The 15,748-nt window shown below is 75.2% G+C and carries 20 protein-coding genes; 12 read left to right on the forward strand and 8 right to left on the reverse strand.

Going from position 1 to position 15,748, the window contains the following annotated elements; translation table 11 throughout:
- The first annotated feature begins 110 nt into the window (after positions 1-110).
- Complete coding sequence (locus tag ACZ58X_RS32765; protein ID WP_470337215.1) at positions 111-938, forward strand: hypothetical protein; 828 nt, start codon at positions 111-113, stop codon at positions 936-938.
- A 21-nt stretch (positions 939-959) separates the two neighbouring features.
- Here the strand turns inward: ACZ58X_RS32765 and ACZ58X_RS32770 are convergent, their stop codons facing one another.
- Genes ACZ58X_RS32770 through ACZ58X_RS32780 form a run of 3 tightly spaced genes read right to left on the reverse strand, consistent with a single transcriptional unit; the run spans position 960 to position 3,108 of the window.
- On the reverse strand, positions 960-1,271 hold the full coding sequence (locus tag ACZ58X_RS32770) for a hypothetical protein (RefSeq protein ID WP_470337216.1): 312 nt from the start codon (positions 1,269-1,271) through the stop codon (positions 960-962).
- A gap of 56 nt (positions 1,272-1,327) precedes the next feature.
- A complete protein-coding gene (locus tag ACZ58X_RS32775; protein ID WP_470337217.1) occupies positions 1,328-2,176 on the reverse strand; it encodes an ABC transporter permease in 849 nt (282 codons plus the stop codon).
- Complete coding sequence (locus ACZ58X_RS32780; protein WP_470337218.1) at positions 2,173-3,108, reverse strand: ABC transporter ATP-binding protein; 936 nt, start codon at positions 3,106-3,108, stop codon at positions 2,173-2,175. The genes ACZ58X_RS32775 and ACZ58X_RS32780 overlap by 4 nt, the downstream gene beginning before the upstream one ends.
- A gap of 117 nt (positions 3,109-3,225) precedes the next feature.
- On the opposite strand from ACZ58X_RS32780, the gene ACZ58X_RS32785 reads away from it, so the two are divergent.
- Together ACZ58X_RS32785 and ACZ58X_RS32790 are read left to right on the forward strand one after the other, a co-directional pair.
- On the forward strand, positions 3,226-3,690 hold the full coding sequence (locus ACZ58X_RS32785) for a hypothetical protein (RefSeq protein ID WP_470337219.1): 465 nt from the start codon (positions 3,226-3,228) through the stop codon (positions 3,688-3,690).
- The gene (locus ACZ58X_RS32790; RefSeq protein WP_360232177.1) at positions 3,687-4,034 is read left to right on the forward strand and encodes a transcriptional regulator; all 348 of its coding nucleotides are present in this window, start codon (positions 3,687-3,689) and stop codon (positions 4,032-4,034) included. The genes ACZ58X_RS32785 and ACZ58X_RS32790 overlap by 4 nt, the downstream gene beginning before the upstream one ends.
- A 24-nt stretch (positions 4,035-4,058) precedes the next feature.
- On the opposite strand, the gene ACZ58X_RS32795 is transcribed toward ACZ58X_RS32790, so the two are convergent.
- Positions 4,059-4,499 carry an ATP-binding protein gene (locus ACZ58X_RS32795; protein ID WP_470337220.1) on the reverse strand — a complete coding sequence of 147 codons (441 nt, stop codon included), beginning with the start codon at positions 4,497-4,499 and terminating at the stop codon, positions 4,059-4,061.
- Positions 4,500-4,701: 202 nt separating this feature from the next.
- Here ACZ58X_RS32795 and ACZ58X_RS32800 point away from each other — a divergent pair, with 202 nt between their 5' ends.
- From ACZ58X_RS32800 to ACZ58X_RS32815, 4 genes are all read left to right on the forward strand, one after another.
- The gene (locus tag ACZ58X_RS32800) at positions 4,702-5,553 is read left to right on the forward strand and encodes a helix-turn-helix domain-containing protein (protein WP_470337221.1); all 852 of its coding nucleotides are present in this window, start codon (positions 4,702-4,704) and stop codon (positions 5,551-5,553) included.
- Positions 5,554-5,577: 24 nt separating this feature from the next.
- Entirely contained in the window at positions 5,578-5,784 is a 207-nt protein-coding gene (locus ACZ58X_RS32805; protein ID WP_470337222.1) for a DUF397 domain-containing protein, read from the forward strand.
- A gap of 242 nt (positions 5,785-6,026) precedes the next feature.
- Positions 6,027-6,446, forward strand: coding sequence for a YciI family protein (locus ACZ58X_RS32810; RefSeq protein WP_470337223.1), 420 nt, complete (start codon positions 6,027-6,029; stop codon positions 6,444-6,446).
- Positions 6,446-7,777 (forward strand): RNA polymerase sigma factor, encoded by a 1,332-nt coding sequence (locus ACZ58X_RS32815; RefSeq protein WP_470337224.1) that lies wholly within the window; start codon positions 6,446-6,448, stop codon positions 7,775-7,777. Before ACZ58X_RS32810 ends, ACZ58X_RS32815 begins: the two co-directional genes overlap by 1 nt.
- A gap of 131 nt (positions 7,778-7,908) precedes the next feature.
- Here ACZ58X_RS32815 and ACZ58X_RS32820 read toward each other — a convergent pair whose 3' ends face one another.
- Positions 7,909-7,986, reverse strand: a complete 78-nt coding sequence (locus ACZ58X_RS32820; RefSeq protein WP_464336931.1) for a hypothetical protein — start codon at positions 7,984-7,986, stop codon at positions 7,909-7,911.
- A 93-nt stretch (positions 7,987-8,079) separates the two neighbouring features.
- The gene (locus ACZ58X_RS32825) at positions 8,080-8,583 is read right to left on the reverse strand and encodes a cupin domain-containing protein (protein ID WP_470337225.1); all 504 of its coding nucleotides are present in this window, start codon (positions 8,581-8,583) and stop codon (positions 8,080-8,082) included.
- 99 nt (positions 8,584-8,682) lie between these two features.
- Between ACZ58X_RS32825 and ACZ58X_RS32830 the strand changes: the two genes are divergently transcribed.
- The gene (locus ACZ58X_RS32830; protein WP_470337226.1) at positions 8,683-9,330 is read left to right on the forward strand and encodes a hypothetical protein; all 648 of its coding nucleotides are present in this window, start codon (positions 8,683-8,685) and stop codon (positions 9,328-9,330) included.
- 33 nt (positions 9,331-9,363) lie between these two features.
- On the opposite strand, the gene ACZ58X_RS32835 is transcribed toward ACZ58X_RS32830, so the two are convergent.
- Together ACZ58X_RS32835 and ACZ58X_RS32840 are read right to left on the reverse strand one after the other, a co-directional pair.
- Entirely contained in the window at positions 9,364-9,924 is a 561-nt protein-coding gene (locus ACZ58X_RS32835; protein ID WP_470337227.1) for a DinB family protein, read from the reverse strand.
- Between the two features lie 119 nt (positions 9,925-10,043).
- Positions 10,044-10,955 (reverse strand): LysR family transcriptional regulator, encoded by a 912-nt coding sequence (locus ACZ58X_RS32840; protein WP_470337228.1) that lies wholly within the window; start codon positions 10,953-10,955, stop codon positions 10,044-10,046.
- Between the two features lie 65 nt (positions 10,956-11,020).
- Here ACZ58X_RS32840 and ACZ58X_RS32845 point away from each other — a divergent pair, with 65 nt between their 5' ends.
- The 4 genes from ACZ58X_RS32845 (at position 11,021) to ACZ58X_RS32860 (ending at position 15,711) form a co-directional block, all read left to right on the forward strand.
- A complete protein-coding gene (locus ACZ58X_RS32845) occupies positions 11,021-11,806 on the forward strand; it encodes an NAD(P)-dependent oxidoreductase (protein WP_470337229.1) in 786 nt (261 codons plus the stop codon).
- 151 nt (positions 11,807-11,957) lie between these two features.
- Positions 11,958-13,184: an MFS transporter gene (locus tag ACZ58X_RS32850; protein ID WP_470337230.1), complete on the forward strand. Its 1,227-nt coding sequence runs from the start codon at positions 11,958-11,960 to the stop codon at positions 13,182-13,184.
- Positions 13,185-13,360: 176 nt separating this feature from the next.
- A complete protein-coding gene (locus tag ACZ58X_RS32855) occupies positions 13,361-14,218 on the forward strand; it encodes a BPL-N domain-containing protein (protein ID WP_470337231.1) in 858 nt (285 codons plus the stop codon).
- A gap of 275 nt (positions 14,219-14,493) precedes the next feature.
- Positions 14,494-15,711, forward strand: coding sequence for an FAD-dependent monooxygenase (locus ACZ58X_RS32860; protein ID WP_470337232.1), 1,218 nt, complete (start codon positions 14,494-14,496; stop codon positions 15,709-15,711).
- Positions 15,712-15,748 lie beyond the last annotated feature (37 nt).

Consider the following 15,748-nt stretch of genomic DNA (forward strand, 5'->3'; position numbering starts at 1 on the left):
AGCGTCGGCCCGCAGGCGGGGGCTTGAAGACGGGCCCTAGGCTGATGGGAGGAGTGCGGCGGTCGGTCCGTCGTGTCCCGGGGTCTCCGCTGTGTGGCTGGAGGTGGGGCATGGGTGGCGCATCCGGTGGGCGTCGGCCGGGGGTGCTGGGGTCGGTGGTGCTGCTGGCTGCGGGAGCGGCGTTCGTGCCCGGGGTGGGGGTGGCCTCCGCCGCCGGGAGCGCGCCGGTGCGGTCCTGTCCGGTGCGGGCCGGTGCGCCGGGGCCGCCGCCGGGGGCCGTACCGGCCTCGGTGCCGGTGCCGGACGGGGTGGACGTGCCGGCGACGGCGGCGGTGTATGGCGCCCGCTTCCCCGGTGAGGTGCACTTCCTGGTCGCGCCCGCGGACTGGACCTGCGACGCGGTGTTCTTCGCCGGGGACGGCGGCCAGCAGGCCTACGTCCACCCCGGCGCACCGGCCGCCGACCCGGCGAGCACCCGCTTCGACGCGGTCGTGCAGGCCGTGTTCGTCAGCGGCGGCGCACAGACCGGGATCGACCTGGCCTGCGGGCTGCTCCCCGCGGCGGGGGCCGCCCCCGCCACCTGCAACGCCCCGCAGCGCTCGCCCGCGACCCGGGTGCACCCGCTCCCCACCCGGGCCCCGGGCCTGCTGCTGGCGGCCGTCGGCGTCCCGGCGAACGCCCGCGAGCCCAATCTGCCGGCCGCCGGCGGGCCGAACCGTACGGTCGCCCTGGTCACCTTCCAGTCACCCGGCGGGCCCGCCCAGGAGGTCAGCTGCGCCCTTCCGGCGTCCGCCGCGCCCGTCGCCACCTGCCGGGCCGCGCTGGGCCACCTCCTGGCCACCGGGGCCGCCGCCAAGCAGCTCACCCGCGCCGACCTGGCCGCGGCCCTGGCGGACCTGGACGCCTTCGTGGGCGGCTACCTCGCGCCGCAGCCGTAGTGGTGTGCCCCTCGGGGACCCTCAGGACTGTCCGACGACCAGCCGCACCAGCGCGACCGCGTCCCTGAGGCTGAGGCCGGGGTGGGCGCGGCGCAGTTCCCGTACGGCCTTGACCTCAGCCGTCCGGGGGTCGATCCCGGCGTGCGCCAGGACGTTGCGGGCCCAGTCCACCGGGGTGGGGGCGGCGGCCGGGACGAAGTCCTCGACGATCCGCAGGGCCCGGCGCAGGCCCGGCTGTTCGACCTGGTCGGCGGTGTCCAGGGCGGCGCGCAGGGCGGCCTTGAGCGGGTCGAGGCCGGCCGGCTGCGGGGAGCCGGGGAGGGGGACGAGCATGGTGGTACCTCTTTCTTCCTTGCGTCGGGGCCAGGGGGTCAGTAGGCGCTCATGGCTCAGTAGGCGCTCTTGGCCAGGCGCTTGCGCTCGCGTTCGGACAGGACGGAGCCGGACTCCTTGCGGGCCATCCGGCGCAGCAGGCCGGGGGCCAGCAGGAAGCCCGCGAGGGCCCAGCACAGCAGCACGCCGGTGATCTGCAGGTGCTGCCAACCGCCGGACACCTCAAGGGCCTTGGCGCTGTCGGGCAGCAGGGCGGAGCGCACTCCCTGGGCGATCCAGCGCAGTGGGAAGACCGAGCCGACGGCCTGGAGGGCGGTGGGCAGGTTGCGCAGCGGGGCGAAGGCGCCGGAGACGAACATCAGCCCGAGCATGGGCATCATGTACAGCGCGAGGGCCTCGCGGGCCGGGGGCAGCAGGGCGCCGATCGCGGCGCCCATCGGGACGACGGCGGCGGTGCCCAGCAGCAGGGTGAGGGCCAGGGTGAGCCACTGTCCGGGGGTGGCGGGCAGGTCGGCGTGCAGCAGCAGGGCGCCGCCGACCAGCAGCAGGAGGATGGAGGCGCCCATGGTCACCAGGACGAAGAGCGCCTTGGCGACCAGGTAGGCGGGCATCGCTCCGGGGACGCCGCGCAGGCGCAGCAGGGTGCCGTCCTCCCGGTCGCCGGAGAGGAACTGGGGGACGGTCATCAGGCCGAACATGAAGACGGTGGAGGCGATGCCGCCGGCCAGGCTGAGCTGGGTCAGGGCGTCGCCGGTGCCGTCGGAGCCCGAGCGCCAGTAGGAGACGGCGAGGAAGACCAGCGGGGTGGTCAGGTAGGAGTAGAAGTCCTTGCGGCTGCGCAGGAGTTGGCGCAGTTCGACGGCGCCGCGGCGCAGGCCGAGGGCGTAGGGGTTCACGGGGTTCACGCGGCCTCCGCCGGGTCGGTCGAGGGGGTGGCGGCGACCATGCCGAGGTAGGTGTCCTCCAGGCTGGGGCGGCGCACCTCCAGGTCGGGGATCGGGCCGCCGAGGCGCTGGTGCAGGCCCCAGACCGCCTGCGAGGGGTCGGCGGTGCGCAGGCTGCGCGGGGTGCCGTCGGGTTCGCTCCAGCGCACCTCGGACTCGGCCCGGGCGGCTTCGGCGAGTTCGGCCAGGGTGCCGCAGGCGGTGAGGCGGCCGGCCTGCAGGATGCCGATGCGGTCGGCCAGTTGCTGGGCCTCGGTGAGGTCGTGGGTGGTGAGCAGGATGGTGGTGGCGCGTTCGTCGCGCAGTTCGCGCAGCAGGGCGTGGAAGTCGCGGCGGGCCTCGGGGTCGAAGCCGGCGGTGGGTTCGTCGAGGAAGAGCAGGTCGGGGCGGCCGACCAGGCCGAGGGCGACGTCGAGGCGGCGGCGCTGTCCGCCGGAGAGGGTGGCCGCGGTGCGGTCGGCCTGGCCGGTGAGGCCGACCCGGGCCAGCAGTTCGGCGGGCTCGTAGGGGTCGGGGTAGTAGCGGGCCAGGTGGCCGAGCAGTTCGCCGACGCGCCAGCGGCCGTGGTCGCGGCTGGACTGCAGGACGATCCCGATCCGGGCGCGCCAGGCGGGGTCGTCGCGGGCCGGGTCCTGTCCGAGGACGGTGACCTCGCCGGCGGAGCGGCGGCGGTAGCCCTCCAGGATCTCGATGGTGGTGCTCTTGCCGGCGCCGTTGGGGCCGAGCAGGGTGAAGAGTTCGGAGCGTTCCACCCTGAGGTCCAGGCCGTCCAGGACATCCCGGCTGCCGTAGCGCATCCGCAGTCCGGACGTCAGGATCGCCGGTTCTCCCCAGGGCCGTTCGTCTCCGGACCGCTCGGCGGCGCTCTCCTGCGGCCTCGTCGGCACGGTCATGTCCTTGCCTCCCCCTTGCACATGCCCGACACGCTAGTACTTGCCCGGCGGGAAAGTAAATGCCAGGATCTCCGGTGCTGTCAGAAGCCTTCCGGGACCGGGGAGTTGGAGTATCAGGTGAGCGTTCACGGCATCGCCCCCGAGGACGCCCTCGCGTCCTTGCGCACCGCGCACCGGGCCCGGGCGGCGGCCCGGCGGCCCAACCCGTTGCCCGCCTGGTACCCGGCCACGGCCGCGGGCCTGTTCGGCGCGGGGTTCGCCGGGATCGGCCTGTCCGTCCTGCTGCCGGAGCGGCTGTGGATCGCGACGGCGCTGCTGCGGCTGGTGACGGCGCTGCTGCTGGTGGGCCACGTGGTGGTCAGCCACCGGGTCGAGCACCGGCCGGGCATCGTCGCGGCCCTGCCGCGCGGGGCCGCCGGGCTGCGCGCGGTCGCGCTCCAGCTGCTGCCGCTGCTCGCGGCCGGGGCGCTGGCCCTGCCCTTCGGCCTGGCCGGGTTCCTGCTCACCCTCGGCCTGGCCGGCGGCCTGGCCCACTTCCTGCTGCTGCGCGGCCGGCGGGCGGCCGGGGCGGGCGCCGAGTGAGCGCCGAGCCGCCGCCGGAACCGGCCTTCGACGAGCTGATCCACCAGCCCACCCGGCTCGCCGTGGTCGCCTTCCTGTCCGGCTGCGCCGAGGCGGAGTTCCGCGCCGTACGGGAGGGCTGCGGGATCTCGGAGTCGGCCCTGAGCAAGGTCGCCGCCACCCTGGAGGCCGCCTCCTACGTCAGGCTGCGCCGCGGCTACGTCGGCAAGCGGCCCCGCACCTGGCTGCGCCTGACCCCCGAGGGCCGCCGCGCCCTGGCCGCCCACCTCGCCGAGTTGCAGCGCATCGCCGCCTCCGCCACCGCCCTCGGCGCGGCCCTGGAGCAGGCGGCGGCCGAGGGGTAGCCCGGGCGGGGCCGCGTATCCGGCTCACGGCTTCCTTCCGTGCGAGGCGGCGGGCGCGCATTCGCACCACACCACCTTCCCCACCCCGGCCGAGCGCGGGAAGCACCCCCACCCGTCGGCCAGGGCCGCCACCAGGAGCAGCCCGCGCCCGCCCCCGGCGGCGGGGTCGGGCCGCCGGGGCACGGGCGGCCGCTCGCCCGCGTCGTGCACCTCGATGCGCAGCCGGACGGCGTTCAGGTCGAAGGACACCCAGATCAGCCGCCCCGGCAGGCCCGAGTGGAGGACGGCGTTGCCCACCAGCTCCGAGGTGAGCAGCTCGCCGACCTCGCGGTAGCGGTCGCCGTCCGCCACCGTGGCGAGCAGCTCGCGCAGCATCCGCCGCGCGAGCGCCGGCGAGCGGCGCGATCGCGGGAACCAGCAGCCGCGGCGGGCGGACGGGCTGACGGACGCGTCGGTTTCAGGCATGGCGGAGCCACCTCCGGTGGGGTTGGGGATCAAGGCATGGGGATGCCCGGCGGTCGATAGCAGAGAGTGTTCACACCATCGACCGTGGGTAGCATGCGCCCAACGGAAGATCATTCGCAATCTTTCCCCGAAGAACATTTTCCGATCTTGGATCGTGAGTAATCTGGGATCAGTTCCGATGCATTCATGGGGAGTTGATCACATGGGCCAACCTCGCCCATCAGTTCGCCGACGCCGCGTAGCGAGCTTGCTCATCCGCCATCGTGAGGCGGCGGGCAGGACCCCGGATGAGGCCGCGGCGCGCATCGACTGCCACCGGTCAAAGATCAGCCGGATGGAGAACGCCTGGTTGCCGATCTCCAGCAGCGAGTTGCGGGACCTGCTCACGTTCTACGGCGTGGACGATCCGACATACGTGGAGGAAGTGGTCGCGCTCAACCGGCTTGGTTCCGAGCGCAGTTGGGCCCAACAGTTCGACATCTCCCCACCGTCGTACGTTGACTACATCGACTACGAGGAGAGCGCCAGCCACATCCGCTCCTTCCAACCGATGATGGTCGCAGGCCTGTTGCAGACGGCGGACTATGCGCGGGCCGTCTACCAGGCCTCACCGTTCGACATCCCTCCGGCGCGAATCGACGAGCTCGTGGCAATCCGCCTGCAACGGCAGCGGGTTCTGGATCACGCTGAGCCGCCACGGCTCAGCGTGATCCTGGGAGAAGCCGCCCTTCGAGGACATGTGGGCGGAGTGGAAGTCCTGCGGCAGCAGTTGGACCACTTGCGGGAGTCGAGCGCCCGTCCGAGCATCGAACTGCAGGTGCTGCCGTTCAGCGCGGGAGCCCATGCCGGGATCATGGGATCGTTCGTACTCTTCAACTTCTCGACGACGGCCTTCTCCGACGTTGCGTGCGTGGAGCACCAAGCAGGCATGCTCTACATGGAGAAGCCCGAGGAGACATCTGCCTATACGCTCACGTTCGACTCGCTGCGTTCGAGTGCGTTGAGTGCATCGGAAAGCCTCGACCTACTCACCCGGGTCATACGAGAGCTGTAGTGGTGTCGACCGGAGGTACTGAAAGTGTCTGTTCCCGATCTCAGCGACGCGAACTGGCGGAAGAGCTCGTTCAGTGGAGAGACCGGGGCATGCGTCGAAGTCGCGGACGGGCTCCCGGGCGTGCTTCCCGTCCGCGACTCCAAGGACCCGCAGGGGCCCGCCCTCCTCTTCACCGCCGACGCCTGGACCGCCTTCATCACCGCCGTCCGCGCGGGCGACTTCCCGGCGTAGGAAGTCGGCCGGGCCGACTTCCTGTGCAGAACCGGCGGATGCCGTGCGGGTGCTTTTCGGCGGCCCGGGCGATCCCGGCCGGGCCGCCGTTGCTGTGCGCTCCCCGGGCGGCGGGGCGGCCGGGGGCTGTCGGCGGGAAGGAATATCGTCCGTCCTCGTCGAGCGTGTCGATCCGCGGGCGCGCCGTTCGACCTTGGGTTGGAAGGGGTCGGGAGGCGGCCCCCCGTCGAAGGAGGTTTGTGATGGCGAAGTACATGCTGATCATGCGGGGCACGGACGAGTCCATGGCGAAGATGATGGAGACGCCCTTCGAGGAGATGCTGGAGACCGTGGGGCGCTTCAACGAGGAGCTGATCCGGGCGGGCGTGCTGGTGGCCGCCGAGGGGCTGGACGACCCGTCGCAGGGCGTGGTGGTCGACTTCGGCGGGGAGGCGCCGGTGGTCACCGACGGCCCGTACGGGGAGACCAAGGAACTGTTCGGCGGCTTCTACCTGATCGACGTGGCCTCCAAGGAGGAGGCGGTGGAGTGGGCCAAGCGGCTGCCCGCCCTCCCGGGTTCCAAGTGCGAGGTGCGCCGGGTGCCGGGCATCGAGGAGTTCCCGCAGGACAACGAGTGGATCGTCAAGGAGCGGGCCTGGCGCGAGCGCACCGGCCAGCTCTGATGCCCGCGGCCACCGACGGCCTCGACGGCCCGCCGGGCGCCGAGGCCGCCGAGGCCGCCCGGCGGGCCGTCGAGGCGGTGTGGCGGATCGAGTCCGCCCGGATCGTGGGCGCACTCGCCCGCTACACCGGGGACTTCGCACTCGCCGAGGACGTCGCCCAGGAGGCGCTGGCCGAGGCCCTGGTCTCCTGGGCGCGCGACGGCGCCCCGGCCAACCCGGTGGGCTGGCTGCTGGCCTGCGCCCGGCGCCGGGCCATCGACGCCTTCCGCCGCGCCTCGGCGCTGGACGAGCGCTACGCCGCGCTGGCCGGCGGCCTGGCCGAGGGCCAGTTCAGCGCCGGCTCCGCGACCGGGCCCGAACCGGCACCGGAGCTGCCGTTCGACCCGGACCGGGTCGACGACGACGTCCTCGCCCTGATGTTCACCGCCTGCCACCCGGTGCTCTCCCCCGAGGCCCGGGTGGCACTCACCCTGCGGGTGGTCGGCGGCCTGTCCAGCGAGGAGATCGCCCGGGCGTTCCTGGTGCCGGTACCCACCGTGCAGGCCCGGATCACCCGCGCCAAGAAGACCATCGCCGCCGCGCACGTCCCCTTCGAGCTGCCCCCGCCACGGGAGCGGCGGGCGCGGCTGGGCGCCGTCCTGAGCGTCCTGTACGTGGTCTTCACCGAGGGCTCGACGGCCACCGCCGGCAACGACCTGCTGCGCACCGACCTCGCCTACGAGGCGGTGCGGCTGGCCCGGACGCTGGCCGCCCTGCTGCCCGACGAGCCCGAGGTGCACGGGCAGCTCGCCCTGTTCGAACTCACCGCCTCGCGCTTCCCGGCCCGCACCGGCCCGGACGGGGAGGCGGTGCTCCTGGAGGACCAGGACCGGCGCCGCTGGGACCACTCGGCGATCCGCCGCGGCCTGGCGGCCCTGGGCCGGGCCGCCGCCCTGGGCCGGGGCCTGGGCCCGTACGGCCTCCAGGCGGCGATCGCCGCCTGCCACGCGGCGGCGCCGTCGGTGGCCGACACCGACTGGGAACGGATCGTGCTGCTCTACGAGGCGCTCGGGCGGGTGGCGCCGTCCCCGGTGGTCGACCTCAACCGGGCGGTGGCCGTCGCCATGGCCGAGGGGCCGGGGCCGGCGCTGGCCCTGGTCGACGACCTGGCCGTCTCCGGGCGCCTGGCCGGCTCCCACCTGCTGCCGGGCGTGCGCGGCGAACTGCTGACCCGCCTCGGGCGCACCACCGAGGCCCGGGCGGAGCTGGAACTCGCGGCCCGGCTGTGCCGCAACGCCCGCGAGCGGGCGGTGCTGCTGCGCAAGGCGGCCGCGCTCGACTCCGCAGGGTGACTGCGCAGGGTGACTGCGCGGGGTGACTGCGCGGGGTGACCGTACGGCCCCGCGTCCGGCTGTCGGACGCGGGGCCGTACGGCTCATCCGCTCAGCTGCTCAGCCGTTCGGCCGCTCAGCTGTTCGGCCGTTCAGCACTGGGGCCGGCGGCCGTGGTTGGCCCCGCGCCTGGCCCGGGCCTTCTTCTTGCGGCGGCGCTTCGACGACATGGCGACTCCTCTCGCAGCCGGGACCCTGATCCCTGGCCTTCCACCGTTCCACACCCGGCCCGCCCCGGCCCGTCGAGCGGCCGGGCCGAACGGTCAGGCCTGGCCGGCCAGGGCGGCGCGCCAGGCGGGGCTGTCCACGTAGTGGTTGTCGAAGCGCTCGGCGGAGGCGGCGATCGCCCCCGGGTCGGTCTCGCCGCGCATGACGGTCCCCAGCAGGCGCAGGTAGTCGAAGCGGTCCATGCCGGGGGCGAACACGAACAGCACGTCGGCCTCGGAGCCCGGGGCGGCGGCGAAGGCGTGCGGGGTGTGCGGGGGCACGGCCAGGAAGTCGCCCGCGTTCAGGACGGTGACCTCCTCGCCGACCAGGACCCGCAGCGAGCCGCTGATCACGAAGAACAGTTCCGTCGCCCGGGTGTGGAAGTGCGCCGGGGCCCCGACGGCACCCTGGGCGAAGGCGGAGCGGTAGACGGTGAAGCCGCCCTCGCCGGGGGCCGTCTCGGCGAGCAGGGTCATGGTGGCGCTCGGGTCGGCGCAGGTCTCGGCCTCGCCGTGGCGGGCCAGGACGGGGGCGGTGGCGGTGTTCTTCGTCGTCGTCATGTGACCAGACTAGGAGCGGAAAGACCCACGATCATGGGGCAATCGATCACCGTTTCGATGGGTCAATTCCGCTCGCGGGGCCCGTGGCAGACTGGCCCGATGACGACCGCCACGCCGAACGACGCGCCGACCGACGCGCCGAACGCGGCGCCGACCGACGACGAACTCCTGGACCGCCAGCGCGCCTTGCAGGCCGAGGCCGACGCCGTTCACGCCGACCTGGGCCTGGAGGCCCTGCTCGGCGCGCTCGGCACCCCGGTACGGGTGGGCAGTTCGGCCCTGGGGCTGATGGTGCGCCGGGACCTGGACGTCACCGTGGTGTGCCCTCGCCTGGACGCCGCCCTCCACGAGCGGGTGGCCGCCGCCGGGGCGCGTCTGGCCCTGCACGAGCGGGTGCGGCAGGTGCGCCTGCGCGACGACACCGGGGTCTGGAACGAGGACCCGGCCGCCTACCCCGACGGCCTCTACCTGGGCCTGAACCACCGGTCCCCCGCCGGGTACGACTGGACCCTCGACCTGTGGTTCGTCGACGACCCCGACCGCCAGCCCGACCTCGCCCACCTGCGCGACCTGCCCCCGAAGCTGACCGAACAGGCCCGCCTGGCGATCCTGCGGATCAAGCACGCCTACGCCGGGAGTCCGGAGTACGGGCGCAGCGTGCGCAGTTGGGGGATCTACCGCGCCGTCCTGGACGAAGGGGTGCGCACCCCGCAGGAGTTCGAGCGCCACCGAGCCGGGCTCTCCTGAGGCTCTCCCGAGCCCGCCGGCCACCGCCGTCCGTCACTGGCCCACGCGGCCGTCGACGCACTCGCGCAGCAGGTCGGCGTGGCCGCAGTGGCGGGCGTACTCCTCGATGCGGTGCACCTGGAGCTCCCGGACCGAGAGCCGCTGCTTGCCGAGGCGTTCGCCGAGGTCCGGGTGGGCGGCCAACGCGGCGTCCAGGGCGGCCTGTTCGCGTTCCAGGTCGCGCCAGGCGGCCTCGACCAGGGCCGGGTCGGGGAGCGCCCCGTCGAAGTCGGCGTCGCGGGGGCCGTAGAGCTTGGGCTGCGGCTCGTCCTCGCGGATCCAGTTGTGCCAGTCGCGTTCCACCGCGGCCAGGTGGCGTACCAGGCCGAGCAGCGACATCGTCGAGGGCGGCACCGAGCGCCGGGCGAGCTGCTCGGCGTCCAGGCCCTCGCACTTCATCCGCAGGGTGTGGCGGTAGTTGGTCAGGTAGTCCTCGATGGTGGCGGCCTCGCCGTCCGGGGCGGGGCCTTCGCTGTTGCGCGGATCGTCGGCCGGGTCGGCCCACATGTCGGGGTAGACGGTGGCCTGGGTCCATCGTTCGGGTCGCTCGCTCATCCCCGCATGCTCACCCACCGCCCCGGTCCCGCTCAACCCGGTTTCCGTACGGCCGACTTCCGTACGGCCGGTTCGGGGCGGCCGGTTCGGGGGCGGCCGGTGGCGAAGGCGGCGGGCCGTCAGTCGCGCCGGCTGCCGCGCGCCGCTGCGCGCAGGAAGCCGAGGAAGCCCGTCACCGCGGGTGGCACCCGGCGGCCCCGGCGGGTGGCGGTGCAGACGTGGCGGACGGGGGTGTCCTGGGGGTGGAGGGGGACCAGGGCGATGTCGGGGCGGGCGGCGCGGGCGGCCAGGGCGGGGATGAGGGTGGGGCCCAACCCCGCGGCGACCAGGCCGAGTTTTGCGGCCCAGGCGCCGACGGCGTACTCGATGCGGGGCTGGAAGCCGCTGCGCAGGCAGGCGGCGAGCAGGGTGGATCCGGGGTCGCGGCGGGCGGCGATCCAGGGTTCGTCGGCGAGTTCGGCCAGCCGCAGGCGGCGCCGGCCGGCGAGCCGGTGGCCGCGCGGGAGGGCGACCAGGACGGGGTCGGCGAGCAGCGGGCGCAGGTCGAACTGGTCGGTGTCGTAGGCGTCCTGGGGGTTCTCGGCGTAGGAGGCGACCACGGCGAGGTCGATGGTGGCGTCGGCGAGGCGCTCCAGCAGGTGGGCGCTGAGGCCTTCGGTGAGGGTGAGCTCGACCTGCGGGTGGGCGGTGCGGAAGGCGGCGAGGGCGGCGGGGACGAGTTCGGCGTTGGCGCTGTCGAAGGCGCCCACCCGCAGGCGTCCGGCGTCGAGTTCGGTGAGGGCGACGAGGTCGCGGCGGGTGGTGTCGAGGCGTTCCAGCAGGGCCTCGGCGTGCGGGAGCAGGGCGCGGCCGTGTTCGGTCAGCCGGACCCCGCGGGCCAGGCGGTCGAACAGCGGGGCGCCCAACTCGGCTTCCAGGGTGGCGATCTGGCGGGAGACCGCGGACTGGGTGAAGCCCAGGCGCTCGCCGGCGGCGGTGAAGGAGCCCAGGTGCGCGACGGTGCGGAAGACGTCCAGCCAAGCCATGTCCATTGCGCATGAGTACCATGCGGGACATTCGTTTGTCGCCTGGCTCGTGGGTGCCTAGCGTGGGGGCCATGGAAAAGATCGCCTTTCTGGGCCTGGGCCGGATGGGGCTGCCGATGGCCCGTCGCCTGGCCGCTGCCGGCTACCCGTTGACCGTGTGGAACCGCACTCCCGGCCGTGCCGACGGCCTGACCGAGGCCGCCGACCCGGCCGAGGCGGTGGCCGGGGCCGGCATCGTCGTCACGATGCTCTCCGACCCGCAGGCGGCCACCGAGGTCGCCGGGCGCATCAGCGCCGCACTGGCCCCCGGCACCCTGTGGATCGACATGTCCTCGATCGGCCCGCGCGCCGTGGCCGGGCTGCGCGGGCAACTGCCGGACGGCGTGGCCCTGGTGGACGCCCCGGTGCTGGGCAGCGTCGGCCCGGCCGCCCGCGGTGAGCTGACCGTCTACGCGGGCGGCGAGGACGCCGACCTGGAGCGCGCCGAGCCCGTGCTGTCCCAGCTGGGCCGGGTGCGGCGCTGCGGGGGCCCCGGTACGGGGGCGGCGTTGAAGGTGGTGGTGATGGGCGCGATCGTCACCTCGGTCGCGGTCCTGGACGAAGTGCTGTCGGTGGCGGGCGAGTTGGGCGTGCCGCAGGAGCAGGCGCTGGAGGTGCTGGCGGCCGGGCCGCTCGCGGGGGTGGTGGCCCGGGCGCGCAGCGCGGAGTCGGACTTCCCGGTGCGGCTGGCCGCCAAGGACCTCGCCCTGGCGGGCGGCGGCCCGCTGCTGGCGGCGGCCCGTCAGGCGCTGCTGGCGGATCCGTCGATCGCGGACCGGGACCTGTCGGCGGTGGTGCGGGCGCTGCGGGAGGGCTGAGCCCGCCGAGTGGGCGGGCCCGGCTCGGAGGAACGTCCAGCCTCGGCCCGCCCCTGGCGCGGGCCGGTTGGTGGCCGCCGCCGATGGCCGACCGCGCGCGCCGTCCGGTGTAGTGGGGGCGTCCGCTCCGACCACCGATGGAGGGCGCCCCTTGTCCGCTCGCACCGCCGTGCACGGCGTCGTCCGACTCGCCGGGCCCCGGCTGCCCCTGGTGTCCTTCCTCGCCCGGCTGCCCGCCGCGCTGTGCCCGACCGGGACGCTGCTGATGGTGATCGCGCTGGACGGGGTGGGCCGCGGCGGGGTGGTGGCGGGCCTGCTGTGGGGCGGGCAGGCGGTGGGCGGGCCGCTGCTGGGCCGGCTGGCGGACCGGCGCGGCCACCGGCCGGTGATCCTGGCGGCGTCGCTGGCCAACGCCCTGCTGACGGCCGCCCTGGTGGTGGCCTCGGTCGCCGCTCTGCCGCCGGCGGTGCAGGCCGGGTGCGCGGCGCTGGCCGGTTTCACCGTGCCGCAGATCGGGCCGTTGTCGCGGACCCGCTGGATCGCGCTGGCGAGCGGGCGCCGGGACGGCCACGAGCTGGTCGGCCCGGCGCTGGCCTTCGACGCGGTGGTGGACGAGACGAGTTTCGTGGCCGGCCCCGCCCTGGTCGGGGTGCTGGCCTGGGCGGTGCACCCGGCGGCGGGCCTGGTGTGCGCGGCGGTGCTGATGGCGTCGTTCGGCACGGTGTTCGCGCTGCACCCGACGGCCCCGGCGGCGGTGGCGCGCACGGTGGCGGCGGGGCGGGTGCTGTCCGGGCCGCTGCTGGTGCTGATCGCCGTGACGGTGCTGCAGGGTGTGGTGTTCGGTGCCGCCAACACGGGTGTGCAGTACCTGTCCCGGGGCGACGCGGGTGTCGGCGGCCTGGTCTGGTCGGCGATGGGGGTGAGCAGTGCGGCGGCCGGGGTCCTGCTGGCCTCCTTCGCGGGGCGTTTCGACCTCACGGCGCGGTTGCGCGCGGCGGTGGCGGCGCAGGCGGTGCTGTTGCCGGGGCTGCTGCCGGTGGGCGGGGTGGCGGGTGCGGCGGTGGCGGTGGGGGCGGTCGGGTTCGCGGTGGCGCCGGCGCTGATCGCGGTGTTCGGCCTGGTGGAGCGGGTCGCGCCGGCGGGTCGGATGGCGGAGGCGATGACGCTGCTGGGCAGCGGGCTGATCGCGGGGCAGGGCCTGGCGGTGACGGGGGCGGGGCCGCTGGTCGGCGCGCACGGCCACCTCGCGGCGTTCGCGCTGGCGTGTGCGGCCGGGGCGCTGGCCCTGCTGCTGGTGCTGGCGCTGGTGCGGCTTCGGCGGTTCCCGCCGGCCCGGCCGGCGGCGGCCCCGCTGCTGGCGGCGGCCGCGCCCGCCTGACGCCCGCGCCTTCCGGGCGCCCGGGGGCGTCAACGCGCGCCTCCTCCGAATCCCCCCGGGGCCGGTCAACCCCGAGCCCCCCGTTCACCCGGTCAGGGGGGCTGGTGTGCGGGCCGGGGGGCGCGGGCCGTAGCGTCGTGGCGGCGGACGGCGACGGCCCGGGGAGGGCGGCACGAGTGCAGGTCTTGAGGGCTGGACGGGGCGCGGCGGCGGTGGTGCTGGCGGCGGTGGTGCTGGCGGCGTCGGCGTGCGGGGCCCCCCCGTCCGGGGCCGGCCCGGACAGCGCCGACCGGGCCGCACGGGCGCCGCGCGCGGACGCGACCGGCGGGGTGGCGCCGGATCCGGACGGCCGTCCGGTGGCGCTGGTCTACCGGGGCCCGGCGGCCTGCGAGGGCTGTCCGGAGGCGGCGCACGACCTGCTGGAGCACGACGGCTTCGCGGTGCGCTACATCGGGCCCGAGGAGGAGGTCCGCTTCGGCCCGGACGCGCTGTCCGGCGCGGCGCTGTACGTGCAGCCGGGCGGCACCAACGGGCAGGAGGTCTCCACCGCCTGGCGCCTGCTGCAGCGTGACCCGGGCTTCTCCCCGGAGCTGGTGCGCGCCTACGTGCGCGGCGGCGGGCACTACCTGGGGCTGTGCATGGGCGGCTACCTGGCCGGCCACGACCCCGGCTACGGCCTCCTGCCGGGCGACTCCGGGCAGTACATCGGCTCCCGGGGCGCCACCGTCACCGACGAGCAGGACCACCTGGTCGACGTCTCCTGGCGCGGGCGGCCGCGGCGGATGTACTTCCAGGACGGCCCGTACTTCGACGTGGAGGGCCCCGACGCGCAGGTGCTGGCCCGCTACACCAACGACCGGGCCGCGGCCGTGGTCGCCCCGTACGGCTCGGGCCGGGTGGCGGTCAGCGGCCCGCACCCGGAGGCCCCGGCCGAGTGGTACCGCGACTACGGCCTCTCCGACGAGTCGCCGACCGGCCTGGCCCTGGGCGAGGACCTGGTGCACACCCTGGTGGGCACGGCGCCGAAGCCCTGACGCCCCGGCCCGCACCCCCGCGCCCCCGGCCCCACCCCCGACGTGCCCCTGAGCCGACCCCGACCCCGGCGGCCCGCCCCCCGCGCGCACTAGTGCACCGGCCGGCGCCACCGGAGGGCGCCGGCCTGCGCCGAGCCCGCCCCAGGAGCCGGGGAACCACCCCCCGACCGCCCCCGGACCGACCCCGAAACCCCCTGGTGCACTAGTGCATCAGCCCCAAATAACCGCAGAACACGGCTTGTTGGCCACCATGCGTACGGCGTACGGTTGCGGGCATGGAGAACACCGACATCCTCGTCTCCGGCGCCGGCATCGCCGGCCCCGCCCTCGCCCACTGGCTGCGCCGCCACGGCTTCAACCCCACCGTCGTCGAGCGGGCCCCCGCCCCGCGCCCCGGCGGGCAGGCCGTCGACCTGCGCGGCGCCGGACGCACCGTCATCGAGCGGATGGGCCTGATGGAGCGCGCCCGCGCGCTGTGCGTGGAGCAGCGCGGCATCGCCCTGGTCGACACCCGCGGTCGGCACACCGCGCGGATGCCCGTCGAGCTGTTCGGGGGCGAGGGCATCGTCTCCGAGCTGGAGATCCTGCGCGGCGACCTCGCCGACCTGCTCCGGCAGGCCACCGCCGGCGTCGAGTACCTGTACGGCGACACGGTCACCGCCCTGGCCGAGGACGCCGACGGCGTCACCGTCGACTTCGAGAACTCCCCCACCCGCCGCTTCCACCTGGTCATCGGCGCCGACGGGCTGCACTCGGCGGTGCGCCGCCTGGCCTTCGGCCCGGAGCCGGAGCACTACCGCCCGCTCGGCGGCCACCACTGCTGGTTCACCGTCCACGACCCGGCGCTGGCCCGCGAGTTGGACGGCTGGTTCCTGATGTACAACGCCCCCGGCGGGCTGGTCGCCACCGCCCGGCCGGGCCGGCTGCCCGGGGAGGTCAAGGCCTCCCTGGCCTTCCGCTCCGGCCCGCTCGCCCTCGAGCGCGGCGACGACGCCGCCCGGCGCCGCCTGCTCGCCGACCGCTTCGCCGGCGCCGGCTGGCGGGTGGAGCGCCTGGTCGCCGGGATGGCCACCGCCGACGACTTCGCCTTCGACTCCTTCGGCCAGATCCACCTGGAGCGCTACAGCCGCGGCCGCGTCGCGCTGCTCGGCGACGCCGGCTACAGCCCCAGCCCGCTCACCGGTCTGGGCACCAGCCTCGCCCTGGTCGGCGCCTACCTGCTGGCCGGTGAACTCGCCGCCGCCGCCGGCGACTTCACCGCCGCCTACGCCCGCTACGAGGAGCTGATGCGCCCCTACGTGACCCGCGCCCAGGAGCTGCCGCCCGGCGGCGTCAACGGCTACGCCCCCGACAGCGCCCTGATGATCCGGCTGCGCGCCGCCTCGATGCGCTGGATGGGCCGCTGGCCGCTGCGCGCCGTCCTGGCCGCCCAGTTCGCCAAGGCCGGCGACATCGCCCTGCCCGACTACCCGCTGCCCGCCCGCACCGCCTGAGGTGCGCCCCGGGGGCTTGCACCTCACGCGACGTCAG

The sequence above is a fragment of the Kitasatospora sp. NPDC040550 genome, assembly GCF_055594965.1.

Bases quoted from the DNA above. Each gene is read 5' to 3' on its own strand.
- ACZ58X_RS32835 (WP_470337227.1), bottom strand. From the start codon at position 9,924: ATGAGCGAGCGACCCGAACGATGGACCCAGGCCACCGTCTACCCCGAC.
- ACZ58X_RS32845 (WP_470337229.1), top strand. From the start codon at position 11,021: ATGGAAAAGATCGCCTTTCTGGGCCTGGGCCGGATGGGGCTGCCGATG.
- ACZ58X_RS32810 (WP_470337223.1), top strand. From the start codon at position 6,027: ATGGCGAAGTACATGCTGATCATGCGGGGCACGGACGAGTCCATGGCG.
- ACZ58X_RS32770 (WP_470337216.1), bottom strand. From the start codon at position 1,271: ATGCTCGTCCCCCTCCCCGGCTCCCCGCAGCCGGCCGGCCTCGACCCG.
- ACZ58X_RS32815 (WP_470337224.1), top strand. From the start codon at position 6,446: ATGCCCGCGGCCACCGACGGCCTCGACGGCCCGCCGGGCGCCGAGGCC.
- ACZ58X_RS32765 (WP_470337215.1), top strand. From the start codon at position 111: ATGGGTGGCGCATCCGGTGGGCGTCGGCCGGGGGTGCTGGGGTCGGTG.
- ACZ58X_RS32795 (WP_470337220.1), bottom strand. From the start codon at position 4,499: ATGCCTGAAACCGACGCGTCCGTCAGCCCGTCCGCCCGCCGCGGCTGC.
- ACZ58X_RS32830 (WP_470337226.1), top strand. From the start codon at position 8,683: ATGACGACCGCCACGCCGAACGACGCGCCGACCGACGCGCCGAACGCG.
- ACZ58X_RS32820 (WP_464336931.1), bottom strand. From the start codon at position 7,986: ATGTCGTCGAAGCGCCGCCGCAAGAAGAAGGCCCGGGCCAGGCGCGGG.
- ACZ58X_RS32825 (WP_470337225.1), bottom strand. From the start codon at position 8,583: ATGACGACGACGAAGAACACCGCCACCGCCCCCGTCCTGGCCCGCCAC.
- ACZ58X_RS32780 (WP_470337218.1), bottom strand. From the start codon at position 3,108: ATGACCGTGCCGACGAGGCCGCAGGAGAGCGCCGCCGAGCGGTCCGGA.
- ACZ58X_RS32840 (WP_470337228.1), bottom strand. From the start codon at position 10,955: ATGGACATGGCTTGGCTGGACGTCTTCCGCACCGTCGCGCACCTGGGC.
- ACZ58X_RS32800 (WP_470337221.1), top strand. From the start codon at position 4,702: ATGGGCCAACCTCGCCCATCAGTTCGCCGACGCCGCGTAGCGAGCTTG.
- ACZ58X_RS32860 (WP_470337232.1), top strand. From the start codon at position 14,494: ATGGAGAACACCGACATCCTCGTCTCCGGCGCCGGCATCGCCGGCCCC.